We start from the raw sequence: 24,625 nt of genomic DNA, 5'->3' as shown, positions 1-24,625 counted from the left end.
GTCGATCAGCCCGTCGCCCGGAGCGCGTCCAGGGCGAACGCCGAGTACATGGCCACCCCGTTGGTCAACGCGGACTCGTCGAAGTGGACCCGGTTGGAGTGGTTCGGCGGTGCTTCGTCCGGCTCGACGTCCGGCGGGCAGGCGCCGAGGAACGCCATCGCGCCCGGAACCCGTTGCAGCACGTAGGAGAAGTCCTCCGCGCCCATCATCGGGTCGGCCATCACCTTGCCGCAGCGCTGGCCGAGCACGGTCTGGGCGAGCTTCACCGCGCCGAGCGCGACGTCGTGGTCGTTGACCGTGACCGGGTAGCCGGGGGTGATGTCGACGAGCACGCGGCAGTCGTGCGCGGCACCGACGTGCTCGCAGATGCGTGCGAGTTCGGTGTGCACGAACGACCGCGTCGCCTCGGACAGGCTGCGGATCGTGCCCTCCATCTCCGCGGTCTCCGGGATGATGTTGGTCGCCGTGCCCGCCTGGATCCGCCCGACCGTGATCACCGCGGGCTCGAACACGCTGACCCGGCGCCCGAGCATGGTCTGCAGCGCGCCGACCATGGCCGCGGCGGCGGGGATCGGGTCGACGGCGTCGTGCGGGCTCGCGCCGTGCCCGCCCTTGCCGGTGATCCGGACGTGGAACGTGTCGGCGGCGGCCATCATGGGCCCGGGCCGGCAGACGACGACCCCACTGGGTTCCTTGGACGTGATGTGCAGCGCGAACGCCCGCGCCACATCGTCACCGGCGGCCTTGAGCACGCCCTCGTGGATCATGTAGCGGGCGCCGTGCTGGCCCTCCTCGCCGGGCTGGAACATGAACACCACGTTGCCCGCCAAGGCGCCCTTGCGGCTGGACAGCACCCGTGCCGCCGAGGCGAGCATGGCGACGTGCGTGTCGTGCCCGCACGCGTGCATCTTGCCGTCCACTTCGGACGCGAAGGGCAGGCCCGTCTCCTCGGTGAGCGGCAGCGCGTCCATGTCGCCGCGCAGCAGCACCGTCGGCCCCGGCTTCGCCCCGCGCAGCACGGCGACCACCGACGTCGTGGTCTTGCCGGTGGTCACCTCGAGGTCGAGGTCCTCGATGGCGTGCAGGATGGCGGCCTGGGTCTTGGGCAGCTGGAGGCCCTCTTCGGGGTTCTTGTGCAGTTGCCTGCGCAGCGCGACGGTCTTGGGCTGCAGTGCGCGTGCGGCCTCCACGAGGCCGATGAACCGCGGGTCGGTGCCCAGGTTCGGGATGCTCGCGGCGTGATCGGGACGGGTGGTGTTCATGCGTCGATAGTGTCATCGTCGGCCTCGAAAGGTCGCGCTTCGCGCTCCGGCACTGTCGCCGGGCGATTGGTTCTTCCGGGCGACCGGTGCTAGGCATACGGTGTGCCCATGTCCGAGCAGGAGCCGGTCGCGGGCTTCGCCGTCGCGGTGGTCCGGGAAGAGGGCCGCTGGCGCTGGCAGTCCTTGGACGATTCGGCGTTGCGTGAGCTGGATGCCGCCATCACCGAGTTGCGCAAGATCCGCACGTCGGGCGCCGTGCTGGGGATGCTGGCGGTCGACGACGAGTTCTTCATCCTGCTGCGGCCCAGCCCCGGTGGCGTGTCCCTGCTGTTGTCCGACGCGACGGCGGCACTGGACTACGACGTGGCCGCGGACGCCCTGGACCTGCTGCGCGTCGAGCCACCTGAGGACGACGACGAGATGTGGCCGGAAGGCGCGTTGGACATCGTCGCCGACCTCGGCCTGCCCGCGCCGGAGATGCAGGTCATCGTGGACGAGGTGGACCTGTACCCGGACGAGCAGCTGCAGATGATCGCCCAGCGCTGCGGCTTCGACGGCGAGTTCGGCAAGGTCCTGGACACCGTCCTGCAGTGAAGCCGACCGACGCCGACGTCGCCGCGATGCGGTCGGCGCTCGCCTACGCGCGCGCAGCGACAGATGACGTGCCGATCGGCGCCGTCGTCCTGTCGCCTTCCGGTTCGGTGCTGGCCGGTGCGTGCAACGGCCGGGAAGCATCGGGGGACCCCACCGCCCACGCGGAGATCCTCGCCCTGCGTGCCGCCGCGGCTGCGCACGGTGACGGCTGGCGCCTGACGGGCTGCACCCTGGTCGTGACGGTCGAACCGTGCACGATGTGCGCCGGTGCCCTGGTCCTGGCCCGGGTGTCCAGGCTGGTGTTCGGCGCCTGGGAGCCCAAGACGGGCGCGGTCGGCTCGCTGTGGGACGTCGTGCGCGATCGCCGGTCGTCGCATCGGCCTGAGGTGGTCGCAGGCGTCCTGGCCGCGGAGAGCTCGGCCTTGCTGGAGGAGTTCTTCCGAACGCACCGTTTGTGACGGTTTGGCTGGGGGGACCCTCCAGGTATGAGCATCTTCGACAAGATGAAAGACAAGGCAGAGCAGCTTGTCGGCGAGGCCAAGGAGAAGACCGGCCGCGCCACGGACAACGATGAGCTGAAGGACGCCGGCAAGCGCGACCAGGTCGCGGGCGAACTGAAGGAAACCGGCCACGACCTGCGTGACAAGGCCGCCGGCGCCTACAAGGACGCCAAGGACCGCCTCGACGACGACCGCCGTTGACCCTCCCAGCGTGACCCTCGACCGGGTTCGGTATCGTCACCACCGGTGGCGTGTCCGAGCGGCCGAAGGAGCACGCCTCGAAAGCGTGTGAGGGTTTACGCCCTCCGTGGGTTCAAATCCCACCGCCACCGCTTCTGACCAGGCACAACGCCGGGTGCGTCCACTGTGACACACCCGGCGTTCTGCTGTCTGGTTGCGTCCAGGTTCTTCCAGATATGTCCAGCAACGTCTGAGCCGTCCCCCTGGCGCGGGATGTACTCCTGGCCTCATTCCTCTTGCTGGATTGGAAGTGCACCATGAAGGTGCTGCGAACCCTGGTCTGTGGAGCGGCCGCGGCGATCGTCGCGCTGACCGTGCCTGCGGCAGCCGATGCGAGCAGCTTGGCCGACCCGAACGGCAAGTACTGCGTCCAGGACCTGTCCGACGGGCCGGAGTCGTGCTTCACGACCGAGCAGGCGCTCAACGCCTACCAGTCGGAACTGTCGTTGACTCCGCTGCTCACCGTCTTCCGCAACACCAACTACGTTGGTTCGGGCGGGTACAAGAACTACGTCAGCGCCTACGGCCGGATCTACTGTGACGACCGCACCGACTACAACGAGGCGTCGCAGCGCTACCTGAGCGCCGACAAGTACTCCAACGGCCTGTCCGTCGACCTGTCGATCAGTTCGTTCGTGATCGCGCCGAACTCCGGCTGCATCGTCACGTTCTGGAAGGGCAACTTCAGCGGAGACAGCATCACCAAGGCCTTCAGCTGCCCGAACATGGCCACTTGCTACAGCGGCTGGGACAACAAGGCGCGGTCGCTCGCCGTCACGTAGTCGCCCGTGCTCTGTCTGGGGGCAAGCCCTCGGCATCGGCCGGAGGCTTCGCCCCCTCTTGGTCACCGTTCCGGTGCAACGGTTGTCATCACATCGGAGTGTTCCGCAGGGTTGCTGAGACCCCGCTGAGACGACGTTCCGCATGAGCGCGGTCGGCGTCGGTCGCGGCCAGGGTCAACGCTTTCCGGTACGCCTCGGCTGCTTCGGACAGGCGATCGGCGCGTTCCAGCAAGTCCGCGCGCGCCAAGGCGTACGGGTGGTACGCACGCAGCAAAGGCTCCTCTGCCAACGCATCCAGCAGGACCAACCCCGCTTCCGGCCCGTCGCGCATGGCCACGGCGGCGGCCCGGTTCAGCGACACCACCGGCGACGGCGACAGCGTCAGCAACACGTCGTACAACGCCACGATCTGCGGCCAGTCCGTGGTTTCCACCGACGCCGCTTCGTCGTGCAGCGCGGCGATCGCGGCCTGCACGCCGTACACGCCAGGCGATCCACCGGTCAGCGCTGCGATCACCAGCGTGCGGCCTTCCTCGATCATCGACCGGTCCCACGCGGCGCGGGATTGGTCGGCCAGCAACACCGGGGTGCCGTCCGGTGCCGTGCGGGCATCGCGGCGGGCGTGGATCAGGAGCATCAGGGCCAGCAGGCCGGCCACCTCGCGTTCGGCCGGCAGGAGTCCACGAAGGACTCGGGCCAGGCGGATCGCCTCGGCGGCCACCTCGATCCGTTGCAGCGCCGGGCCCGAGCTCGCCGCGTAGCCCTCGGTGAAGATCGAGTAGACGACCTGCAGGACGCCCGGCAGCCGCGACGGCAGCTCGTCGGGCCCCGGCACGCGGAACGGGATGCGTGCCTCGCGGATCTTCTTCTTCGCCCGCACGATGCGCTGCGCCATGGTCGGCACCGGCACCAGGAACGCCCGCGCCACCTCGACCGTCGTCATCCCGGCCAGGCAGCGCAACGTCAACGCCACCCGATCCTCCGCGGCCAAGGCCGGGTGGGCGCACGTGAAGAACAACTGCAACCGGTCGTCCGGCAACGAGGCGTCGACGGACGGTCCCGGCTCGGTGCGTTGCGCGTCGACGTGCAGGACCGCGAGCTTCGCCGCGTAGGTCTGGTCGCGCTTGAGGCGGTTCACCGCACGCCTGCGGGCCGTGGTGAGGAGCCAGGCGCCCGGTTTCGCCGGCACGCCGTCGACCGGCCAATGGGTCAGCGCTGCCTCGATCGCCTCCGAGGCCACCTCTTCAGCCAGGTCCAGGTCGCCGAAGCGGCGCACCAGCGCGCCGAGGAGGCGGCCGTGCTCCTCGCGGAACACGGCCGCGATCGCCGGCTCCACTAGCCCTGGACCTCGGCCACCGGCCGCACGACGACCGACCCGCCGCCCAGCGAACCGGGGCAGCGCGCCGCCCAGTCCAACGCCTCGTCCAGGTCGGGCACGTCGATCACGTAGAGGCCGCCCAGGATCTCGCGGGTCTCGGCGAACGGGCCGTCGGTGGTGATCGCGCGCCGGCCGTCGGCGCCGACCTGGACGCGGGTGGCGGTGGTGAAGTCCGCGAGCTGGTGCGAGTCGACGCAGATGCCCGCCTCCTGCACCGCCTTGTCGAAGGCGATCCAGTCCTCGAAGGTGCACCCGTTGTCCACCTCGGCCGGGTTGTCGGCGGGCGGGGTGTTGATCAGCAGCATGTACTTCACGGTCGGTCTCCTTCGTTGGTCGCTTGCCGTACGTGATGACGACAAACGAACTCGCCGCGCATCGACACCTCAGCCGACGAAAATGCAGAACGGGTGACCGGCGGGGTCGGCGAAGACCCGCAACGGCTCCTCATGGTCGTCGATCCGGTCGCGGAGCAGCCGCGCGCCGAGCTCCAGCACGCGCTTGGTCTGCGCCTCGAGCTGCTCGACCGAGTCCACCGTCATGTCCAGGTGCAGCTGCTGGGGGACGGTGTGCTCCGGCCACGTCGCCTCGGCCAGCGCGCTGACCTGCTGGAATGCCAGCCCGTGGCCGGTCTCCGGCGCGCGCAGGACCAGCCAGTCCTTGCCGCGCTCGTCCGGTTCGCCGGCCGCGGGCGGCTCGTCGCCGTCGCGGTAGGTGTAACCGAGCAGCTGCCGATAGAACTCGGCGAGCCCGCGGGCGTCCGTCGTGTCCAGCACGGTCTGCCGCAGCTTGGGAACCTCAGCCATGTCGCCAGGATTGTCGGTGAGTGCCCGTACCGTCCACCCAATGAGCCTTCGTGGACTGAGCACCCTGCGTTTCCAGACCCCCGACCTCGACGCCGCGATTCGTTGGTACACCGACGTCCTCGACGTCGAACCGTACTTCCAAAGACCCGGCTACGCGGAATTCCGCGTGGGGGATTACCAGCACGAGCTGGGCATCGTCGAAACGTCGGCGGCGAGCGGGGCCGGCCTGCGGACGTCCACTGCGGACGGTCCGGCCGGTGCCGTCGCCTACTGGCACGTCGACGACGTCGTCGCGACCGCACAGCGGCTGGTGCGCCTCGGCGCCACCGAGCACGAACCCGTGCGCGATTTCGGTGGATTCGTGGTTGCGTCCGTTGTCGACCCGTTCGGCAATATTGTCGGCCTCATGCACAGCCCGCACTATCTGGAGGTGCTCGACCGCAAGGCGTGACCATGTCGCCACCGAATGGTGTAACGGCGGTGACTTGCTGAGCAACTGGAGACTTCCCGGTCTTTTCTCGTTCACCCATCAATGTGAGGATGCGGCGAACCATCAGACCTGGAGGACGTGTTGATCTCACCAGCGCACCGGCGCCGTGGCTTAGCCGCGCTCGCCGTCGCGGCCACCGCCGCGGGGGTCGGCCTGGCAGTCGCCGCTCAACCCGCGGCCGCCGCGAGTGCCGACGCCATGATCGCCGAGGTATACGGCGGCGGCGGCAATTCCGGCGCCACCCTGAAGTCGGACTTCGTCGAGCTTGCCAACGCGGGCGCCAGTGCCGCGTCGGTCGACGGCTGGAGCGTGCAGTACGCGCCCGCGTCCGGCAGCAGCTGGCAGGTAACGCCGTTGACCGGCAGCATCCCGGCGGGTGGCCGCTTCCTGGTCGCCGAGGGCAAGGGCGCGGGTGGCACGGTCGACCTGCCCACCCCGGACGCCACCGGCACGATCGCCATGTCGGCCACCGGCGGGACGATCGCCCTCGTCCACGCCACCACGGCGCTGACCTGCAAGACCGCTGCCGACTGCGCTGCCGACGCGACGGTGAAGGACGTCGTCGGCTTCGGCGCCGCCACGATCCGCGAGGGCTCGCCCGCGCCGGCAGGCACGAACACGACCTCGCTGGCCCGCAGCGCGCTGGTCGACACCGACGACAACAGCGTGGACTTCACTTCGGGTGCGCCGACGCCGACCAACGCGGCAGGCGACACCACCGGCGGCGACCCGACCCCGCCGATCCAGGCCAAGGTCCACGACATCCAGGGCACCACCCGGCTATCGCCGCTCGACGGCAAGAAGGTCGGCGGTGTCACCGGCGTCGTGACCGCGGTCCGGTCCTTCGGCTCGGCGCGTGGCTTCTGGGTGCAGGACACCGCCCCCGATGCCGACCCGGCCACCAGTGAGGGCGTCTTCGCGTTCACCGGTTCGACCTCGCCCGCCGTCGCGGTGGGCGACGCGGTCGAGATCACCTCGGCCACGGTCGACGAGTTCTACCCGGACGCGTCGCCGAGCTCGTCGACGCAGCAGTCGACCACCGAGCTGACCAGTCCGAAGTGGACCGTCACGTCGCACGGCAACCCCGTGCCCGCGCCGGAGAAGCTCGGCCCGGACACCGTTCCGACCGCGTTCACGCCCGAGCCCGGTGGCAACATCGAGCCGCTGGCGCTCGAGCCGAGCAAGTACGCGCTCGACTTCTACGAGTCGCGCGAAGGCATGCTCGTCGAGATCGACGACGCCCACGTCGTCGGCCCGTCGACCAGCTTCAACGAGCTGTGGATCACCTCCAAGCCGCAGCAGAACCCGACCCCGCGCGGCGGCACGCTCTACTCCGGCTACGACCAGCAGAACAGCGGCCGGATGCTCGTCGAGTCGCTGATCCCGTTCGCCCAGCACCCCTTCCCGAAGGTCAACACCGGTGACCGCTTGGCCGGGGTGACCGCGGGCCCGCTGAACTTCAGCCAGTTCGGCGGCTACGAGATCCTCGCCACCCAGCTCGGTGACCGGGTCGACGGCGGCCTCCAGCCGGAGGTCACCCGCGCGCAGCGGCCGAGCGAGCTCGCCGTGGCCACCTACAACGTGGAGAACCTCGCGCCGTCCGACCCGCAGGCCAAGTTCGACCGGCTGGCGGCGGCCGTGGTCACCCACCTCGCGAGCCCGGACATCCTGTCCATCGAGGAGATCCAGGACAACAGCGGCGCCACCGACGACGGCACCGTCGCCTCGGACGTCACCGTGAAGAAGTTCACCGACGCGATCGTCGCGGCGGGCGGCCCGCACTACGAGGTCCGCTCGATCGACCCGGAGAACGACAAGGACGGCGGCCAGCCCGGCGGCAACATCCGGGTGTCGTTCCTGTTCAACCCGGCTCGCGTCTCGTTCGTGGACATCCCCGGTGGCGACGCGACCACACCGGTCACCGTCACGCAGGGCCGCTTCCCGCTCGACCCGAAGCTCTCGGCGTCGCCCGGCCGGATCGCGCCCGCCGACGAGGCGTGGGAGAGCAGCCGCAAGCCGTTGGTCGGCGAGTTCCTGTTCCACAACCACCCGGTGTTCGTGATCGGCAACCACTTCAACTCCAAGGGCGGCGACCAGCCGCTGGCCGGTCGCAACCAGCCGCCGACCCGCAGCTCGGAGGTCCAGCGGGTCAAGCAGGCGACGCTGGTGAACAACTTCGTCAAGCAGATCGAGAAGATCGATCCGCTGGCCAACGTCGTGGTGCTCGGTGACATGAACGACTACCCGTTCTCGCCGGCGCTGGGCACGCTGACCAGCGGGCACGCCTTGACCGACCTGATCACGACGCTGCCCAAGCCGGAGCAGTACAGCTACGTGTTCCAGGGCAACTCGCAGGTGCTGGACCACATCCTGACCAGCCCGTTCGTCTTGCGGCCCAGCTACGACGTGGTGCACATCAACGCCGAGTTCGCCGACCAGGCAAGTGACCACGATCCGCAGGTCGTGCGCTTCGTCCCGACGAGTGTGCCGTGGCCGGGCGCAGGGCATTGACCAGCGGCAATTACCGTAGGGCCGGTACGACGAAGGGAGACGTCATGACTGAGCAGCTCGGGGGAGCCGACGTGCGTTCCACGCAGGAGCAGGAGCCGAAGACCGGCGGGCACGCCTTGCCCGACGGCGCGCCGACTCACCCGCTGGTCGACCTGTCCCGGGACCCCAACCCGGGCAAGGCCGACCACGCGAAGCCCGACGAGGACGACGACTGACCTCAGCCTGACTAGGAGTGCTGGTCGAAACGGCGCCGATCACCGTCCCGGTGGTCGGCGCCGTTCCCTGTTCAGAGCATGGCCGGGTTCAGCGCACGGGCCGGGTTCAGAGCACGGGCCGGCTCGACCAGCCGCCGCCACCCAGCTCGGCGTCGAGGCTCTCCTGCGCATGGCGCATCGACTCGGCGTACCGCGGATCCTGTAATCGCACGCCGATCTCCTCGGGCGGTACGTCCTCGACGTGGGCGACCAGCCACCAGATGTTGCCGAACGGGTCACGCACCCGCCCACCGCGATCTCCCCACGCCGCGTTGCTCAACGGCGTGACCACCCGGGCGCCCGCCGCCACCGCCTGCTCGAACGCGCGGTCGGCGTCCTCGACGTAGATGCGCAGCATGCTCGGGGTGTCCGGCCAGTCGGGCCGCGCGTCGAAGGCGAGCAGGATCGAGTCGCCCACCTTGATCTCGGCGTGCCCGATGCCGCCGTCCTCGGTCGGGATCCGCGCGAGCTCGGTGCCGCCGAACGCGGCGCTGATGAAGTCCAGCAACCCGCCCGTGTCGCGGCTGACCAACCACGGTTGCACGGTCGAGTAGCCCTCGGGGGCGGTCATCGGTGGTCCTCTCCTCGGTGTTGCTGCTGGTCCCGAGGCTCGCACGACCCACCGACAAAACGACGAAACGCCGGTCACCACGGGGGCGACCGGCGTCTCGGCTCGAGCGCGGAGGATGCGGGATTTGAACCCGCGAGGGCTTTAACACCCAACACGATTTCCAATCGTGCGCACTAGGCCACTATGCGAATCCTCCGCCGGAGAGGGTACCGGATGTGGTCCTGACCTCCCAAAACGGGTGGTCATAGACGGTGTGCCGCCCTGGAGATCGACTAGCACAGCGCTCGGTGACGACACGATCGAGGGTCTGTTACATGAGTGCGACGTCGACCAATGCTCCGGGAGCGGTTCCGCAAGACCATCCGGGCCAAGGACCTGTCCAGGCACACCACTCCGCTGCTGAGTGACGAGGATCACGCAGCATTGCTCGCTGCCTGGGGCGGGAAGGACTTCTACGCCCTGCGTGACCGGGCGATCATGCTCCTGCTGATCGACGCCGGTCCACGGGTCGCTGAGGTCCACGTCATCGACGGGGACGACGTCGACTTCAAGAACCGGCGGATCCCGATCATCGGCAGGGGAAGAAGTTCCGCTGGATCAGCTTCAGCAGCACCGGGCTTCCTTCCTCAGCCGCAGCGCATGCGTCGTGGGCGAAGACCGCCGATCGGTCGGCGCGTACAGAGTCGGCCCGTAGGGCCTACTTCCGGGGTCTTGCGTTGCGAAGTGCCCGCGTGCGATCACGGGGCCGGTAGCGCGCAGCTCAGACGAGCGCGGTCTCGCGGTTCCAACCCCTGGTACTGAACACGAGCCCTTGGCGGTAGGCGTCGATGCCTGCCGCTGGGTAGGGGATCAAGCGTTCCGGGAGGTTGGAGAGCGGGAACCACCGCACGGCGGAGCACTTGTCCGGCTCGCGGTTGGTGGGTTCGCCCACCCAACGTCGAGCCTCGAAGAACAGACCGAGCCGGGGCTCGGGACCGGATCCGCTCACGTGCATGGTGTGGACATGGCGGAGATCAGAAGGTGCGACCAGTACCCCGACCTCTTCCTCGGTCTCGCGCGCGGCGGCGTCCAAGACGGATTCCCACGCGTCGACCTTGCCGCTCGGGAGGTGCCACCAGCCATCGAACTCAGGGTTGGTGTCGCGCCGTTCTGTTAGAAGGAGATCTTCGCCATCAACCAGGAGGACATGAACATCGATGAGGTGGCGGTCTGGCATGCGCGGCAGGTTACGCGGTCTCCGACTGATGTCGTGGAGGACCCGCCAGTGCGGCGACGTGCATCGCTATCACAGCAACGAGTTCATCCGTTCGGGTTGTTGTGGTGTCGAGTAGCAACGGACGCTTGCCCCAGCGATCAGCCAGTCGGTCGGCGGCGTCGCGATAGAATTCGGCTTCGGCGGTGCTTGTTGCCAGCCCTGCCTGGAAGCGGTCGTGGGACCCGCGACGAGCGATACGGCGTGCCGCGACGTTCGGATCGGCGAGCAGGAAAATTGCCAGGTCTGGAGGCGGAGCAGCGCTGTTGAGTGCCTCGATGAACTCGACGGGCACACCGTCCATTCGTTGGAGCACATGGTGATAGCGGTCGGCGGCGACCAGGCACGCAAGTGCGTGGCCGGAGTAGATCTCCGTGCTGCGGCGCGCGATCTTGCCGAGTCGGCCTTGCGTGGGCTCGGCGGTGGTGTGCACCCGGTATCCAAGCCGCACGAGTTTGGAGCGGAGCCCGCCCGTGGTCACGCTCTTGCCTGCACCGGCGAGCCCATCGATCGTGACGAAGATGCCGTGGCCACTCATGCGGCAGCCGCCTTGCGGTGGTGTTGCTCGCGGGACAGGGCAACGAGATTGCGCCGCACGTAGTCGATTGATGCATCTGCCAAGGGCAAGTTGACCGAGAAGTTGAACTCGTCGCGCTCTCGCATGGATTCGTCTACGCCGTGCTCAGTTAGGTCGACAGCCGTGTAGTCGAGCAACTGGTCGGCGGTGAAGCGGCCGGTCTTCATCAACCGGTGCCAGTCGGGTGTGCCCGGGTAAGGGCGGTACTCGAACACCGAGGCGCGGAACCAGCCAGGCTGCCGGTCGGTAGCTGTCCACAGGCTGTGGACAAGTTGGACAGTCGCATCGACCTCGGCGGTGGTCTCCGTGGGAAACCCAAGGATGAAGTAGCCCTTGACGTTGATGCCGCGTTCGGTGAGCCGACGGACCACTGACTGGGTCATGGCTGGGTTGATCCGTTTGTCGATCAGGTCAAGCATGCGCTCGCTGCCGGACTCGATCCCAAGGGCCACCTCGCGCAAACCGTTGGCTGCCAACGTGTCTAGCGTCGTGTCACTGGCCCTGTTGAGCACGTTGATCCGGCCGGTCGCGTCCCAAGCCGCCCATTCGCCAACTTGGTTGGCGCTGAACGCCGTCATCATCTGGTCGATAACGCGGCGTGCGCCGAGGAAGAGGTCGTCGACGAACCGGAAAGCCGTCACGCCATCGGCGCGAAGCCGATCCATCTCGGCGAGTATCGAGTCAGGTTTCCGCGTGCGGATGGACACGTCGGGGTTGGCGGATACGGCCGCGCCGCAGAACGAGCAGTTGTAGGGGCAGCCGCGGGCGCCCACCATGTTCGCCTCCCACAGTCCATCAGCCAGGTACGGGTCCTGGGTGAGGTATCGGCGGTCGACGAAGGGCAGGGCGTCGATGTCCGGTGTCAAGTGGTGTCCGTTGCCTGGCATGCCGCCAGTCACCGGGGCTTTGAGGACCGGATCGAGCCACATCACGCCAGGTAGTTCGGTTCGCCGGCGGTGATCGGCGAGCAGCGCGGCGACGCGCGTCTCCGCTTCACCGATGATCAGCGCTGCGCACCGCGCCATACGCGGGTCGCTCAAGATCTCCGTGGGCATGGCCTTTGCCTGGTGGCCGCCGAGCATGATCTTGATGTCCGGGTCGAGCTGCGACGCGATGTCAGCGCTGATGCGGTAGGTCGGCGCCAACAGGTTGAACCCTGCCCAGCGCGGCGCGGTGGTGTTGATGAGCTGGACGGTCCGCTCGATCCCCAACCCATGCGCCTCGGCGTCGAGGATGCCGACGTTGAAGCCCTGGCTGGCGGCGTAAGTGGCGAGGTAGCCCATACCGAGCACGGGCAAGGTGAAGTCGTTTACCCTCGGACGCTGCGTGTAGTCGCGCAATGGCGCGTTGACGAACAGCGCGTCCAAGGGCCGTTGCGGGTCGGCTCCTGCGATCAGATCAGAGGGCTGTCCCTCCGCTGTTGTGCGCATGCTGAACTCCCCAAGCGAGCGTGAGCAGCGTCCAGTCGGACAGCTGCGTTCCCGCCAACCGCGACCACGCGCGGCCGAAATCCGGCTCGGCGTCAGGCCAGGCCCGGTTCGGCGCGAGGCGTCGCGCCCACGTGCGCACGGCGAGGTCGGCGAACGGATAGAGGGCATAGTCATTGGTGAGGTCGGCGACCGCGGCGCCAGCAGTCCAAGGGCCGATCCTCGGCACGGTTTGCAACTCGTCGCGCAGTGCCACCGGATGCAGCTCAGTCCACTTGCCGCTGAACTCCAGAACTGCATCGGCCGCGGCTCGCAATGCGTTGCGTTTGAATGCCAGACCGAGACGCGCATACTCGACGTCCGGCAACGCGAGCACTGTTTCCGGTTTCGGGAACAGCGGCAGTGCCTTTGGCATGCCAGGAACGGCTTCGCCGTGCTCGCGGCTTAACGCCCGGTACAACTTGCGTGCCTGCCCGGCGCGGATCACTTGCCGGATGATCGCGGTCGCGAGTGCGTCCCAGAGGTCGGGATTCCGCCAGCGCGCAACGGAACCCGCTCGACGAAGCGGTCCGACCAACTCAGCCGGGCCGATCAGCCGGTCCGGGTTCACCACGTCGACCGCCGGGGTACTGCTGCTGCCGGACATCCGAGTGGTTGTCACGACGTAGCCCTTGCTGGTCAGCTGGCTTTCAAGAAGCCAGATGGCGTCGTTCCGCCTGAGCGCGCGAACCGCCCTGCCTCCGGCTCCTCCGAGCCATGCTGGGTGATCGGTCATGATCACCGGCGCGATCAGCGGGAAGTTCACGGCAGCGTCCTCTCGCTTGGTAGCTCGATCATGCCGACATCACCCATCGCCCACGTAATCGACCCGCTGGCGACTTGAAGTTTGAGCGGGCACTACCCCCAGAAGATTGGAACGAGCTGTGATTCCATCGCGGCACGCGTCGCCGCTCACGGGCAAGGACCACCTTGCTCGTCATCGGATTCCGGCGCGATGATCTCGTCGACAGCGGCGGATCTGTTCGCCAATGGGTCGTGGCATTGTCACGCGGTTCGGCGGTCGGGATTCTGCTTGTCGGGCAGCGGGCGAGGCTGAATGAAGTCGATCGATGTTCGGAGTTCCTCGACCATGGTGTCCAGGTGCGCGATGGCTGCCTCGGCGTGTTCGGCGGCTTTGCGCAGACGGGAATCGTCGGTGTCGTCTGCGATCGTCTTGAGCTGGGGGATGGCCCGCCTGGTCAGATGCCACCGGTTGGCCGTGGTGTCGATCCGGGCCGCCCACAGGATGCGCAGCAGCTCCGGCATTTGCCCGGGACTCGGGCTGGACGCCTGTTCATTCATCGTTTCTCCGTGTTGGTTCGGTTCATGCTGTGCGACATCTATGTCGCTCCGGTCTCGTTCACGCTGCGGACGGGAACGCTCGCCATGTGTCGTCGGTTTCGGAATGCCACGTTGCCGCGGCACGAGGCGCCGATTGGTTGAACACCCGACGGGCGGGACTGGGTCGGGGGTCCGATCCCGCCCGTCGGGCTGCTTGAGGCCGCCGTCTTCGACGGCCAACTGGCGCGGCGCGCCCGGATTGAGGCCGCGAGGTCATCGCGCACGCATTGCCTGATCCGGCGACACTCGCCCCGTCGAGCGGCGTCGCGAGGGCTCACCACGATTACCAGCTCTCAAAATGGACTTCTAACTTAGGTCTGCGATGAGCTTATAGATGGACTTCTACTTTGAGAACCGTTCAACTGGGTGAATCCGATGAGGGACGGTTGCCACGCTCCGTAATGGAAGTCCAAGATGGGCACCGCAAAAGAACAGGGGGTCTTTGACTTGGCATCAGCAACTCTCCAGCGACGTCGACTCGGCATCGTCCTGAAGCGGGCGCGCGAGCAGGCAGGCAAGACGCAAGAAGATGCCGCGGCGGCGATCGACGCCGCATCCAGCAAGATCAGCCGCATCGAGCAGGGCCAGAGCGGACTCAAGCTGACCGACCTCAACGTCCTCATCGACCTGTACGGCGTCGACGAGGACGCGGCGGTCACGATGCGGGACCTCGCCAGGGCCGGCCGCAAGCGTGGACGTTGGAGCGCCTACCGGAACGTCACGCCGAACTGGTTTCGGGACTACCTCGATCTCGAAGAGGATGCCTTGGAGATCCGCGTGTACGAGTCCGAGGTGGTTCCCGGCATCCTCCAGACCGAGGCGTACATCCGCGCCGTCTTCACCACGGGAGCACCACGCAGCGTCGACGACGAGTTGGAGCGCCTGATCAGTGTGCGGATGGAACGTCAATCGGTTGTCGATCGCGCCGATGTCTCCCTGGGCTTCATCCTGAGCGAGTCGGTACTGCGCCGGGTTGTCGGCAATCCCAAGTTGATGGCCGGCCAGGTGCGGCACCTCGCCAGGCTCGCCGAGCGTCCCAACATCGACCTGCAGGTGCTGCCGTTCAATGCCCAGACCTTCTGCCCGGCGTCCTTCATATTCACGATCTTGAGGTTCGACCACGATGCCGCGACGGACGTCGTGTACTTGGAGGACTACACGGACGCCGTATACCTCGACGACCAGGAGCCCGTGCGCGCCTACAATGCTCTGTGGCATCGCTTGTCGGCGGCATCGCTCGGCCAGGTCGAGTCGCGGGAGATGCTCCGGCGGATCGCTGACGAGCACGAGCACTCGTAGCTGAGAGCAGGGAACATGATCAGCCCCGACATCTCCCGCGCCGTGTGGCGGAAAAGCAGCCGCAGCAGCGACAACGGCGGCCAATGCGTGGAGGTGGCCAAGGTTGATGGCTGGGCCGCGATCCGCGACTCGAAGAATCAGGATGGTCCGGTGATCGTCGTCTCCAGGCATGAATGGCTGGCCTTCCGCGCAGCTCTCGCCGCGGGTCGGGACGACTCGATCTGAGATGGACGTAAGAAGGGGGCGGCCAACTAGCCGCCCCCTTCTGCACACCCGGCCGGGCGGCAGCCTCAAGTGCTGAACAAGCGCGCCCGCGGGGCGAAGCCGCGCCGGTGTCCGGGGAGCGGTCCCGACTCCGAGATGTGACGAAACAATTGGACTAAACCCATGGTGAACCCGGCCCGTCTACTCCAGACTGGGCAGGTCTTCGCGCCGGGTCCCTAGGGGGGATCAGTCTGGGCGGTGGCGAATCGATCTGGGGAAGGACCCTTAGTCACACATGCACACAAGAGGTTTACGCGCGCTCTCGATCGCCGCTGCCACCGCCACCGTCCTGTCGGGGATCCTGGTCGGGGGGCTGGGCGCCGCGGCCGAGGCCGCACCCGGACAAGGTCTCACCAAGACCGAGCACCTCGCGTCGGCCCAGGTGGCCCGCGACCACGGCGCGCAGGGCGCCCAGCGGCACGCCGCCCACGCCGCGACGACCAGGGCGGCCGCGGACGACGCGTCCTGCATGGGCGTGTACCCGAACGCCGACAACAGCATGAACGCCGTGCGGTACGCCGGGACCGACCGCTACAAGACCGCGGTCTGCGTGTCGCAGGGCACCTGGTTCGACGCCACCGACACCAACCCCGACGACCAGGACTGGGTCGCCGACGCGGTCGTGCTCGCGCGCGGTGACATGTTCCCCGACGCGCTGGCCGGCGGCCCGCTCGCCGCGCAGGTCGAGGGGCCGCTGCTGCTGACCAAGTCCACGACGCTGCTGCCCGAGGTGCAGGCGGAGATCCAGCGCGTGCTCGCCCCCGGCGGCAAGGTGTACCTGCTGGGCAGCACCGGATCGCTGTCCGACGGCGTGAAGAACGCCATCGTCTCCCTGGGCTACACGCCCGTGCGCCTCGGTGGCTCCGACCGGTTCCAGACCGCCATCGCCATCGCCAAGGCCATGCCGGCCACGAACCAGTTCTTCGTCACCACCGGCATGAACTTCCCCGACGCGCTCGCGGCGGGCAACGCGGCGGCGATGTTCACCGTCGGTGCGAAGTACGGCGGCGACGACACGGCTCTGCCGGTCGCGCTGCTGTTCACCAACGACGCGAAGATGCCGGCGGCCACGTCGAACTTCATCGTCCAGCGGGCCGGTCAGTTCAACGACTACATCGGCCTCTACACGGCCGGCCGCTCCGGTGACCAGGCCGTCGTCGCGACCTTCGGCGCAGACCTGCCTGTGGCCCGCTATGTCGGCAAGGACCGCTACAACACCGCGTTCCTGATCAACCAGGACAACTTCACCGTCCCGTCCACCGGCAAGCTGTTCAGCAACTCGGTCGGCCTGGCCAACGGGCTGAACTTCCCCGACGCGCTCGCGGGCACGGTCCTGCTCGCCGAGATCGGCGCGCCGCTGGTGCTCACCCCGGCGACCACGCTGAACTCGGCGTCGGCAACGTTCCTGCACAACCACGCGGGCGACACGGCGTCGCCGTACTTCGTGCAGACCTTCGGCAGCAGCGCCGTCGTCTCCGACTCCGTGATGCTCGCCGCCCGCGACGCCTTCACCCCGACGGCGTAGGGAGAACCCCGCTAGCTACACTGATCGTGGACCCCGCGCGGCGTCCATCTCGTGAACCTCCCCAGGGCCGGAAGGCAGCAAGGATAAGCGAGCTCTGGCGGGTGCGCGGGGTCCCCTTCGCTCCGGCGACCTGTGGTCGCGGAGGGCGCTCCCCAGGTCGCTTCGGATGATTCCCGGGGGGCGACCCCCGGACCCCCGAGCGGCACGGCTTCCATCGTGGTTTTGTTGCGTTGGCCTGGCTCGACTTGCTTGGGTTTGCGGCGGAGGGCGCCCCCGGGCCGCTTCGGATGATTCCCGGGGGCGACCCCCGGAGCCCCGAGCGGCCACCGCTTCCGTTGTGGTTCTGTTGCGTTGGCCAGGCTCGCCTTGCCTGTGTTTGCGATGGGGAGCGCCCCGGGCCGCTTCGGGTGGTCCTTGGGGCGGCGACCTCGGGCCTCTGGTGCCCATAGCTTCCGTCGTGGTTCTGTTGTGTTGCCTGGCCTGGGTTGAGTTGGTTCGGGTCTGTTCGGTCGAGGCTCAGGACGCCGACCTCGGGGACTGTCGGTGTCAACCGGTATGGTCGCGGTCGTGGCGCTCGCCCTTTACCGCAAATACCGTCCGGCCACCTTCGCCGAGGTGGTGGGGCAGGAGCACGTCACCGAACCGCTTCGGGTGGCCCTGTCCGCCAAGCGGGTCAACCACGCCTACCTCTTCTCCGGGCCACGTGGTTGCGGCAAGACGTCCAGTGCCCGCATCCTCGCCCGCTCGCTGAACTGCGAACAGGGCCCGACGCCCGACCCCTGCGGCGTCTGCGAATCCTGCATCGGGCTCGCCCCCGAAGGGCCGGGCACCGTCGACGTCGTCGAACTCGACGCGGCCAGCCACGGTGGTGTCGACGACGCACGCGAGCTGCGTGACCGCGCCTTCTACGCGCCCGCCCAGTCGCGCTACCGGGTGTTCATCGTCGACGAGGCGCACATGGTCACCACGCAGGGCTTCAACGCCCTGCTCAAGATCGTCGAGGAGCCGCCGGAGCACCTCGTCTTCATCTTCGCCACCACCGAGCCGGAGAAGGTGCTCGGCACCATCCGCTCCCGCACCCACCACTACCCGTTCCGGCTGATCCCGCCGGGCGCCATGCGTGAGCTGCTCGAACGCAACGTCGCCGCCGAGGGCGTCACGGTCGAGCGGTCGGTGTTCCCGCTGGTCATCCGGGCCGGCGGCGGTTCGGCCCGCGACACCCAGTCCGTGCTCGACCAGCTGCTGGCCGGAGCCGGACCGGACGGTGTCACCTATGAACGCGCGGTCGCGCTGCTCGGCGTCACCGACGTCGCGCTGATCGACGACATGGTGGACGCGCTCGCCGCGAACGACCACGCCACCGTCTACGGCACCGTCGACCGGCTCGTCGAGGCCGGGCACGACCCGCGCCGCTTCGCCGCCGACCTGCTCGACCGGCTGCGTGACCTGGTCCTGCTGCGTGCGGTGCCGGACGCCGGAGCCCGGGGGCTGGTCAGTGCGCCCGCCGACGAGCTCGCCCGGATGCAGGCGCAGTCCGAACGGATCGGCCCGGCCACGCTGTCCCGCTACGCCGAGGTGGTCAACACCGGGCTGACCGAGATGCGCGGCGCCACCGCACCACGGCTGCTGCTCGAACTGCTGTGCGCGCGGATGTTGCTGCCCGCCGCCGTTCCGGTCGATCCGGCGGCCGAATCCGCTGTGCTGCAACGACTCGAGCAGCTCGAACGCCGGGTCACCGCGGCCCCGGGCCAAGCCGCTCCCGCCGCACGACCCGCGCAGCCGACCCCGGCCCCGCAGGAAGCCCCCCCGTCCCAGCCGCAGGCCGCCCCGCCGCCGCAGCAGAGCCCAGCGCCGCAGCAGACCCAAGCGCCGCAACCGACTCAGTCGAAGCAGACCTACACCCGTCGGTCGGAGCAGGCGCCGGAACCACCCGCGCGCGAGCCGGTCCGCCCGGCCAGCCCGCCGCCCGCGGCCACCGAAAGGCCCGCGCCGGCCAGCCCGCCGGCCGAGCCGCAGTCGGTTCCCCAGCAGGCCGAGCCCCAACCCGAGCCGCAGTCGCAACCCAGCCCGGCCGGGACGATGGACGCGGCCGCGATCCGCCGGGTGTGGCCGGAGATCGAACGTTATGTGCGGGAGCACAGCAAGCCGACGCTGGCGTTGCTGATGAATGCGACCGTGCAGTCGGTCGAGGGCAACACGCTGGTGCTCTCGATGCCGACCGAGCCGCTGGCCCGCCAGCTCTCCGGCGAGAGCCGGGTGCGCGTGCTGCGCGAGGCGCTGATGCACGCGGTCGGCGGCGAGTGGTCCGTGCAGTGCGTTGCCGGCGGTCGGCCCGCCCTGGCCGCACCGCCGCCGGCCACCCCGCAACCGGCGCGGCCCGCGCCCACCAGGCCGTCGCAGCGGCAGGCGCCCGCGCCGGAACAGCAGGCACGGCAAGCCGAACAGCCACCGCCGCCGGAGCCGCCGGACGATTTCCCCGACGTCCCACCACCTCCGGAGCCGGAGGACGAGGACGAGATGATGGCGCAGGCCGCCCGCGAACCGGTCGGGGAGCCGGGCCCGGCGCGGGATCCGGAGAAGGAGATGCTGGAGCTGCTCGCCAACCAGCTCGGCGCGAAACCCCTGGACGGCAAGTAGCCCAGTCGTCGGGGGAGGATGCCAGTCCTGCCCGCCCGCCGGAGAGCTGCTCGCCAAACCGGTTCAGCCCGAACGCCCCGGACGGCGAATGGAAAGTCGTCTGGGGCGCCCGCTCGGCCTTGGTCGCTCAGACGCAACTGGAGCGGTGCTTGCTGACCAGCTCGGCGCGAAGCGCCTTCGAGCCGACGGCCGCGTTGGAGGCCCGCGAATTGCCTCGGGGATTGCCTCCGCGACAAGTCAAGTGTCAGGTGACGGGGAACGAGGCCAGCTCGGCCTTCGCCGCCATCAGCAGGTGTGCTTGGTCCTGAGTGGACAGTGCGATCGCGACCGAGTTCGGCGACCAGTGCGGCCCGCTGGTCACCGGGCCGGGGAGTTCCACCGTGCGCAGGGGTTCGCCGCTTTCCGCGCTGTGCAAGGAGATCCGCGACCCGACGGCGACGGCCAGCAGCGAGCCGTCCGGTGACGGGGTGACCACCGCTCCGCGCCCCGCGTCGGGCACCAGCGTCACCCAGCGCTCCTGCGTGACGTTGTAGCTCTGCACCTCGGTCCGCTCGGGGCCGGCCTTCGTCGCGATGAGCCGTGTGCTGTCGGCCAGCCAGTGCAGGGTGCGGTGCCCGCCGGTGCCGGATTCCTCGGCCACCCGGTACAAGTGGTCGTCCTCGGTCTCGGGCATGGTCGCCACCAGCACCAGTTCCTCGGGCAGGCGCACGGCCACGAACCGGCTGTCCGGGCTCACCGCCGCCTCGCGCACCTCGCCGCCGCGGTCCCAGACCGCCTGCTCCTCACCCATGAACACGTTGCGGATGACCACGTCGAACTCGAGCTTCGTACGCTGGTTCGTCCGGTAGACGACCCGGCCGGGCAACGCGTCCAGGAGCTCGACCGAAGCTGCGGGCGCGGCCACCAGGGTCTTGAGAGAACCCTTGCCGCGCAACGGAAGCACCGAGAGCTGCGGCGGCCGGCCGTGCTCGAGGACGATCTTGTGCTCGCCCGGCAGGTACCGGGCGTTGCCGAGTGCGGGAACGCGCACCAGCTCGGTCGCCGCGCCGGTGCGCGGGTCGACTTCGACAAGCGTCGTGTTATCCCCGGTCAGCACGTGGGCGTCGTCGTCGATGTCGAAGACCCGCATGGCGCAAGCCTTCCATACGCCGGCTCAGCCCACGTAAGACAGGATGCCCGCGGCGATCGCCTCGGCGTAGCGCTGCCGGCCGCCGGCACTGGTCATCGCCGCGGCTTCGGTGGCGTTGCGCATGTTCCCGCACTCGACGAGCACCGACGGCCGGGTCGACAGGTTCAGCCCGCCGAGGTCGCTGCGCTTGGACAGTCCATCCGAGCCGATGTAGGTGGACGTGGCATAGCCGTCGTGGACCAGCGCGTCGCGCACGTCCTTGGCCAGCTGCACCGACGGCGCGCCTTGCTCGGCGTTCAGCGGCGGCGAGGAGTACGCGACGTGGAACCCGTGCGCGCTGGTCGCGGTGGCCCCGTCGGCGTGGATGGACACGACCGCGTCCGCGTGCGCCGCGTTCCCGGTGGCCGCGCGCTCGTTCACGCACGGGCCGACGCCGGTGTCGTTGCTGCGGGTCAGCACGACCTTCACGCCGTGCGCCACCAGGATCGCCTGCACCCGCTTGGTGACGTCCCATGTGAACGCGTGTTCCGGGTAGCCGCCGTTGGTCGCGGTTCCCGTGGTGTTGCAGGCTTTCGTCTGCCCGCGCCCGGCGGGCACCAGCCGGTTGATCTCCGACGGGTGCGACGCGTTGCCACCGTTGTGGCCGGGGTCGAGCACGACGACCTTGCCCGTCACCGCCGGCTTGGCGGTGGTCGTCGTCGTGGTCGGCTTGGCCTTCGTCGTGGTGGTCGTTGGCGTCGTCGTGACAGTCGTCGTCGTGGTGGTCGGGGACTGCGTCGAGGTCGGTGCCGGTGGCGGCGACGAGGACGGCGCCGGCCGGCACCCGCTCGCCAGACACACCAGTGCGACTACCAGCAAGCCACGCCGACGAACCGCCATGGCTGCACACCATGCCAGACGCCGACCCGGACTAGTCTGTAGCTACACCCCACCCACGAGAGGAGCCGCACGGTGCAACCTGGTGGCGCTCCGAACATGCAGGCGATCCTGCAGCAGGCGCAGAAGATGCAGGAGCAGCTGCTCGCGGCCCAGCAGGAGCTGGCCGAGGCCGAGGTCACGGGTACCGCGGGCGGCGGCCTGGTCACCGCGACGGTGTCCGGGTCCGCGGAGCTGAAGTCGTTGTCCATCGACCCGAAGGTGGTCGACCCGGACGACACCGAGACCCTCGCAGACCTCATCGTGGCCGCGGTGCGCGACGCGTCGAACAACGCCCAGAAGCTCCAGGCCGACAAGATGGGCCCGCTCACCGGCGGCCTCGGCGGGATGATGGGCGAGGGCGGCTTGGGCGGTCTCCAGCTGCCGGGCATGTAGCGGTGTACGAGGGACCGGTCCAGGACCTGATCGACGAGCTCGGGCGGCTGCCCGGCGTCGGCCCGAAGAGCGCGCAGCGCATCGCCTTCCACCTGCTCGCCGCGGACCCCGCCGACGTGGGGCGGCTGCAGGACGCGCTGGGCCGGGTCAAGGAAGGCGTCGTCTTCTGCGAGATCTGCGGCAACGTCTCCGAGCAGACGCAGTGCCGGATCTGCCGCGACCTGCGCCGCGACGCGACCGTCGTGTGCGTGGTCGAGGAGCCCAAGGACGTGCTCGCGGTCGAGCGGACGCGCGAGTTCAAGGGCCGCTACCACGTGCTCGGCGGCGCGCTGGACCCGTTGGCCGGGATCGGTCCCGACCAGCTGCGGATCCGGGAGCTGATGGCCCGGATCGGCGCGCAGGACATCACCGAGATCATCTTGGCCACCGACCCCAACACCGAGGGCGAGGCCACCGCGACCTACCTGGTGCGGATGCTGCGCGACTTCCCGGGCCTCACCGTCACCCGGCTCGCGTCCGGCCTGCCGATGGGCGGCGACCTCGAGTTCGCCGACGAACTGACCCTCGGCCGGGCGCTGTCGGGCCGCCGCACGGTGTGAATCGAGCGGATTCCGGGGCCGATGTGAGCTCAAGCCTCGGAGCTGGCCTCCTCGCCCGGCCGCCGCGCCTCGGTGCGGTGCGGCTGGTCGCCGTGGACGGCCCGTCGGGCGCCGGCAAGACCGTCTTCGCCGCCGAACTGGCGGCTGACCTGCGGGCGGCGGGTGTGTCGACCGCGCTCGTGCCCACCGACCACTTCGCCACCTGGGACGACCCGGTGAGCTGGTGGCCGCGGCTGGTCGAGGGCGTGTTCGACCCGCTGGCCAAGGCCGAGCCCGGCCGTTACCAGGCCCTGCGCTGGCAGGACGGCAACCCGCTGCGCGGCGAGTTCGTGGACGTGCCGGTGTGCGACGTGCTGATCGTCGAGGGCGTCTCGTCCGGGCGGCGCAGCATCGCGTCGCGGCTCTCCGGTCTGGTCCACCTGGACGGCCCGAGTGCCGCCGAACGGCTCGAGCGCGCGGTGGCGCGCGACGGCGAGGCGTGCCGGATGCCGCTGCTCCGGTGGCAGGAATTCGAGCGCGGCTGGTTCGCCGTCGATCGTCCGCGCGCTCGCGCGGACTGGCGAATGTGAACGTCCGTTATCGGACTTTGGACTTCACTCGGACGGCCGCGTCCGACAGTCGATCTGCGGCCATTGCGTTACTCACAGTCACAATTCCCGGTCTGAACGGCACTGAACGGGAAGCTGTGTGGCCGGATCGTAACCAAGTGTCGTCGAGGGATGTATGGCGCAGGGGCTAGGGTCGGCGACCACACGGTGAGATCAGCATGCGATCGGGCCGGACGCAAATGGAGGGAAACGCGTGAGTGCACCGCTGGAGGTGTCGAGCGGGGAAACCCAGGCACACCCCGAGGCGGCACTGCAGGGGATGCGGGGCAAGGCCATCCAGGGCCGTTCGCTCGGCCAGATCGCCTGGATGCGCCTCAAGCGTGACAAGGTCGCGTTGATCGGTGGCGGCATCGTCATCCTCATCGTGCTGGTCGCGATCTTCGCCCCGCTGATCGTCTCGCTCGTGGGCTACCCGCCCAACGAACCGCACACGGACTACGTCGACCCGAACACCTCGACGCCGTACGGCGCGTTCGGTGGCGTCAGCTCCCACTTCTGGTTCGGCCTGCAGCCGGTGTTCGGCGAGGACATCTTCTCCCGGGTGATCACCGGTTCCCGGGTGTCCATGCTGGTGGCGTTCCTGTCGACGCTGTTGTCCGTGGTGATCGGCACCATCATGGGCGTCGTCGCGGGCTACTTCGGCGGCTGGGTCGACACGGTCATCAGCAGGCTGATGGACATCTTCCTCGCGTTCCCGTTGCTGCTCTTCGCGATCGCGCTCGCCGGTGCCCTGCCGGACGAGGCCTTCGGGCTCAAGGGCAACAACGTCCGGATCGCGGTGATGATCTTCATCATCGGCTTCTTCAACTGGCCCTACATCGGCCGGATCATCAGGGGCCAGACGTTGTCGTTGCGCGAACGCGAGTTCGTCGACGCCGCGCGCAGCCTCGGCGCCCGCCCGGGCCGGATCCTGTTCAAGGAACTCCTGCCCAACCTGATGGCGCCGATCCTGGTCTACTCGACCCTGTTGATCCCGACCAACATCCTGTTCGAGGCGGCCCTGTCCTTCGTCGGCGCAGGTATCCGTCCGCCGGACCCGAGCTGGGGCGGCATGCTCGCCGACGCAACCAAGTGGTTCACCGTGATGCCGAACTACATGCTGTTCCCCGGCCTGGCGATCTTCGTCACCGTGCTGGCGTTCAACCTGTTCGGTGATGGCCTACGCGACGCGTTGGACCCGAAGACCCGCTAGTTCTTCCCGGAATCCCGGCCAGTCCCTGGCTCCGACACAA

General features: G+C 68.8%; 27 protein-coding genes, 2 tRNA genes and 1 other RNA gene. 17 read left to right on the top strand and 13 right to left on the bottom strand.

Annotated features, from left to right (window positions below):
* Nucleotides 1-5: 5 nt before the first annotated feature.
* Nucleotides 6-1,262: a M20 metallopeptidase family protein gene (locus EV186_RS04135; RefSeq protein WP_133847721.1), complete on the bottom strand. Its 1,257-nt coding sequence runs from the start codon at nucleotides 1,260-1,262 to the stop codon at nucleotides 6-8.
* A gap of 108 nt (nucleotides 1,263-1,370) precedes the next feature.
* Here EV186_RS04135 and EV186_RS04130 point away from each other — a divergent pair, with 108 nt between their 5' ends.
* The 5 genes from EV186_RS04130 (at nucleotide 1,371) to EV186_RS04110 (ending at nucleotide 3,378) form a co-directional block, all read left to right on the top strand.
* Nucleotides 1,371-1,856, top strand: a complete 486-nt coding sequence (locus tag EV186_RS04130; protein ID WP_133847720.1) for a tRNA adenosine deaminase-associated protein — start codon at nucleotides 1,371-1,373, stop codon at nucleotides 1,854-1,856.
* A 26-nt stretch (nucleotides 1,857-1,882) separates the two neighbouring features.
* A complete protein-coding gene (locus EV186_RS04125; RefSeq protein WP_133848752.1) occupies nucleotides 1,883-2,314 on the top strand; it encodes a nucleoside deaminase in 432 nt (143 codons plus the stop codon).
* 27 nt (nucleotides 2,315-2,341) lie between these two features.
* Nucleotides 2,342-2,557, top strand: coding sequence for a CsbD family protein (locus tag EV186_RS04120; RefSeq protein WP_133847719.1), 216 nt, complete (start codon nucleotides 2,342-2,344; stop codon nucleotides 2,555-2,557).
* A 44-nt stretch (nucleotides 2,558-2,601) separates the two neighbouring features.
* Nucleotides 2,602-2,688: transfer RNA gene (locus EV186_RS04115), tRNA-Ser, on the top strand.
* Between the two features lie 165 nt (nucleotides 2,689-2,853).
* Nucleotides 2,854-3,378: a hypothetical protein gene (locus EV186_RS04110; protein ID WP_133847718.1), complete on the top strand. Its 525-nt coding sequence runs from the start codon at nucleotides 2,854-2,856 to the stop codon at nucleotides 3,376-3,378.
* Between the two features lie 88 nt (nucleotides 3,379-3,466).
* On the opposite strand, the gene EV186_RS04105 is transcribed toward EV186_RS04110, so the two are convergent.
* The 3 genes from EV186_RS04105 to EV186_RS04095 form a co-directional block, all read right to left on the bottom strand.
* The gene (locus tag EV186_RS04105) at nucleotides 3,467-4,714 is read right to left on the bottom strand and encodes an RNA polymerase sigma factor (RefSeq protein ID WP_133847717.1); all 1,248 of its coding nucleotides are present in this window, start codon (nucleotides 4,712-4,714) and stop codon (nucleotides 3,467-3,469) included.
* The gene (locus EV186_RS04100) at nucleotides 4,714-5,070 is read right to left on the bottom strand and encodes a YciI family protein (protein WP_133847716.1); all 357 of its coding nucleotides are present in this window, start codon (nucleotides 5,068-5,070) and stop codon (nucleotides 4,714-4,716) included. The genes EV186_RS04105 and EV186_RS04100 overlap by 1 nt, the downstream gene beginning before the upstream one ends.
* A gap of 69 nt (nucleotides 5,071-5,139) precedes the next feature.
* Nucleotides 5,140-5,559 carry a VOC family protein gene (locus tag EV186_RS04095; RefSeq protein ID WP_133847715.1) on the bottom strand — a complete coding sequence of 140 codons (420 nt, stop codon included), beginning with the start codon at nucleotides 5,557-5,559 and terminating at the stop codon, nucleotides 5,140-5,142.
* 40 nt (nucleotides 5,560-5,599) lie between these two features.
* Here EV186_RS04095 and EV186_RS04090 point away from each other — a divergent pair, with 40 nt between their 5' ends.
* The 3 genes from EV186_RS04090 (at nucleotide 5,600) to EV186_RS38695 (ending at nucleotide 8,775) form a co-directional block, all read left to right on the top strand.
* Entirely contained in the window at nucleotides 5,600-6,010 is a 411-nt protein-coding gene (locus EV186_RS04090) for a VOC family protein (RefSeq protein ID WP_133847714.1), read from the top strand.
* A gap of 123 nt (nucleotides 6,011-6,133) precedes the next feature.
* Nucleotides 6,134-8,560, top strand: coding sequence for an endonuclease/exonuclease/phosphatase family protein (locus tag EV186_RS04085; RefSeq protein WP_133848751.1), 2,427 nt, complete (start codon nucleotides 6,134-6,136; stop codon nucleotides 8,558-8,560).
* Between the two features lie 44 nt (nucleotides 8,561-8,604).
* Entirely contained in the window at nucleotides 8,605-8,775 is a 171-nt protein-coding gene (locus EV186_RS38695; protein ID WP_166659009.1) for a hypothetical protein, read from the top strand.
* Between the two features lie 106 nt (nucleotides 8,776-8,881).
* Here EV186_RS38695 and EV186_RS04080 read toward each other — a convergent pair whose 3' ends face one another.
* The 7 genes from EV186_RS04080 to EV186_RS04050 form a co-directional block, all read right to left on the bottom strand.
* A complete protein-coding gene (locus EV186_RS04080; RefSeq protein ID WP_133847713.1) occupies nucleotides 8,882-9,385 on the bottom strand; it encodes a VOC family protein in 504 nt (167 codons plus the stop codon).
* Between the two features lie 109 nt (nucleotides 9,386-9,494).
* Nucleotides 9,495-9,581 (bottom strand) — tRNA-Ser (locus EV186_RS04075).
* Between the two features lie 564 nt (nucleotides 9,582-10,145).
* Complete coding sequence (locus EV186_RS04070) at nucleotides 10,146-10,601, bottom strand: NUDIX hydrolase (protein ID WP_133847712.1); 456 nt, start codon at nucleotides 10,599-10,601, stop codon at nucleotides 10,146-10,148.
* 10 nt (nucleotides 10,602-10,611) lie between these two features.
* Nucleotides 10,612-11,175 carry a dTMP kinase gene (locus EV186_RS04065; RefSeq protein ID WP_133847711.1) on the bottom strand — a complete coding sequence of 188 codons (564 nt, stop codon included), beginning with the start codon at nucleotides 11,173-11,175 and terminating at the stop codon, nucleotides 10,612-10,614.
* The gene (locus EV186_RS04060; RefSeq protein WP_133847710.1) at nucleotides 11,172-12,644 is read right to left on the bottom strand and encodes a B12-binding domain-containing radical SAM protein; all 1,473 of its coding nucleotides are present in this window, start codon (nucleotides 12,642-12,644) and stop codon (nucleotides 11,172-11,174) included. The genes EV186_RS04065 and EV186_RS04060 overlap by 4 nt, the downstream gene beginning before the upstream one ends.
* Nucleotides 12,613-13,446: a DNA glycosylase family protein gene (locus EV186_RS04055; RefSeq protein WP_243753805.1), complete on the bottom strand. Its 834-nt coding sequence runs from the start codon at nucleotides 13,444-13,446 to the stop codon at nucleotides 12,613-12,615. The genes EV186_RS04060 and EV186_RS04055 overlap by 32 nt, the downstream gene beginning before the upstream one ends.
* A gap of 239 nt (nucleotides 13,447-13,685) precedes the next feature.
* Complete coding sequence (locus EV186_RS04050; protein WP_133847709.1) at nucleotides 13,686-13,946, bottom strand: hypothetical protein; 261 nt, start codon at nucleotides 13,944-13,946, stop codon at nucleotides 13,686-13,688.
* 489 nt (nucleotides 13,947-14,435) lie between these two features.
* Here EV186_RS04050 and EV186_RS04045 point away from each other — a divergent pair, with 489 nt between their 5' ends.
* From EV186_RS04045 to EV186_RS04025, 5 genes are all read left to right on the top strand, one after another.
* On the top strand, nucleotides 14,436-15,320 hold the full coding sequence (locus EV186_RS04045) for a helix-turn-helix domain-containing protein (protein WP_208115468.1): 885 nt from the start codon (nucleotides 14,436-14,438) through the stop codon (nucleotides 15,318-15,320).
* Between the two features lie 15 nt (nucleotides 15,321-15,335).
* The gene (locus tag EV186_RS04040) at nucleotides 15,336-15,545 is read left to right on the top strand and encodes a DUF397 domain-containing protein (RefSeq protein ID WP_133847708.1); all 210 of its coding nucleotides are present in this window, start codon (nucleotides 15,336-15,338) and stop codon (nucleotides 15,543-15,545) included.
* 274 nt (nucleotides 15,546-15,819) lie between these two features.
* Nucleotides 15,820-17,109 carry a cell wall-binding repeat-containing protein gene (locus tag EV186_RS04035; protein WP_133847707.1) on the top strand — a complete coding sequence of 430 codons (1,290 nt, stop codon included), beginning with the start codon at nucleotides 15,820-15,822 and terminating at the stop codon, nucleotides 17,107-17,109.
* A gap of 25 nt (nucleotides 17,110-17,134) precedes the next feature.
* Nucleotides 17,135-17,229, top strand: an RNA gene (ffs, locus tag EV186_RS04030) — signal recognition particle sRNA small type.
* A gap of 447 nt (nucleotides 17,230-17,676) precedes the next feature.
* Nucleotides 17,677-19,746 (top strand): DNA polymerase III subunit gamma and tau, encoded by a 2,070-nt coding sequence (locus tag EV186_RS04025; RefSeq protein ID WP_133847706.1) that lies wholly within the window; start codon nucleotides 17,677-17,679, stop codon nucleotides 19,744-19,746.
* Nucleotides 19,747-19,990: 244 nt separating this feature from the next.
* Here EV186_RS04025 and EV186_RS04020 read toward each other — a convergent pair whose 3' ends face one another.
* Both EV186_RS04020 and EV186_RS04015 read right to left on the bottom strand, forming a co-directional pair.
* Complete coding sequence (locus tag EV186_RS04020) at nucleotides 19,991-20,875, bottom strand: TolB-like translocation protein (protein ID WP_133847705.1); 885 nt, start codon at nucleotides 20,873-20,875, stop codon at nucleotides 19,991-19,993.
* Between the two features lie 24 nt (nucleotides 20,876-20,899).
* Nucleotides 20,900-21,754, bottom strand: coding sequence for an N-acetylmuramoyl-L-alanine amidase (locus tag EV186_RS04015; RefSeq protein ID WP_133847704.1), 855 nt, complete (start codon nucleotides 21,752-21,754; stop codon nucleotides 20,900-20,902).
* Nucleotides 21,755-21,850: 96 nt separating this feature from the next.
* Between EV186_RS04015 and EV186_RS04010 the strand changes: the two genes are divergently transcribed.
* The 4 genes from EV186_RS04010 to EV186_RS03995 all read left to right on the top strand — a co-directional run bounded on the left by EV186_RS04010 (nucleotide 21,851) and on the right by EV186_RS03995 (nucleotide 24,585).
* Nucleotides 21,851-22,186 (top strand): YbaB/EbfC family nucleoid-associated protein, encoded by a 336-nt coding sequence (locus EV186_RS04010; RefSeq protein ID WP_243753918.1) that lies wholly within the window; start codon nucleotides 21,851-21,853, stop codon nucleotides 22,184-22,186.
* 2 nt (nucleotides 22,187-22,188) lie between these two features.
* Nucleotides 22,189-22,785 (top strand): recombination mediator RecR, encoded by a 597-nt coding sequence (recR, locus tag EV186_RS04005; protein ID WP_133847702.1) that lies wholly within the window; start codon nucleotides 22,189-22,191, stop codon nucleotides 22,783-22,785.
* Between the two features lie 77 nt (nucleotides 22,786-22,862).
* Nucleotides 22,863-23,354: a uridine kinase family protein gene (locus EV186_RS04000; protein ID WP_133847701.1), complete on the top strand. Its 492-nt coding sequence runs from the start codon at nucleotides 22,863-22,865 to the stop codon at nucleotides 23,352-23,354.
* 232 nt (nucleotides 23,355-23,586) lie between these two features.
* Nucleotides 23,587-24,585, top strand: a complete 999-nt coding sequence (locus EV186_RS03995) for an ABC transporter permease (protein WP_133847700.1) — start codon at nucleotides 23,587-23,589, stop codon at nucleotides 24,583-24,585.
* Nucleotides 24,586-24,625 lie beyond the last annotated feature (40 nt).

The sequence above is a fragment of the Labedaea rhizosphaerae genome (genome assembly GCF_004362825.1).
In the GTDB taxonomy this organism is placed as follows: Bacteria; Actinomycetota; Actinomycetes; order Mycobacteriales; family Pseudonocardiaceae; genus Labedaea; species Labedaea rhizosphaerae.
Note: the sequence above shows the minus strand (reverse complement) of the source record. Positions and strands in the feature narration are given on the sequence as shown.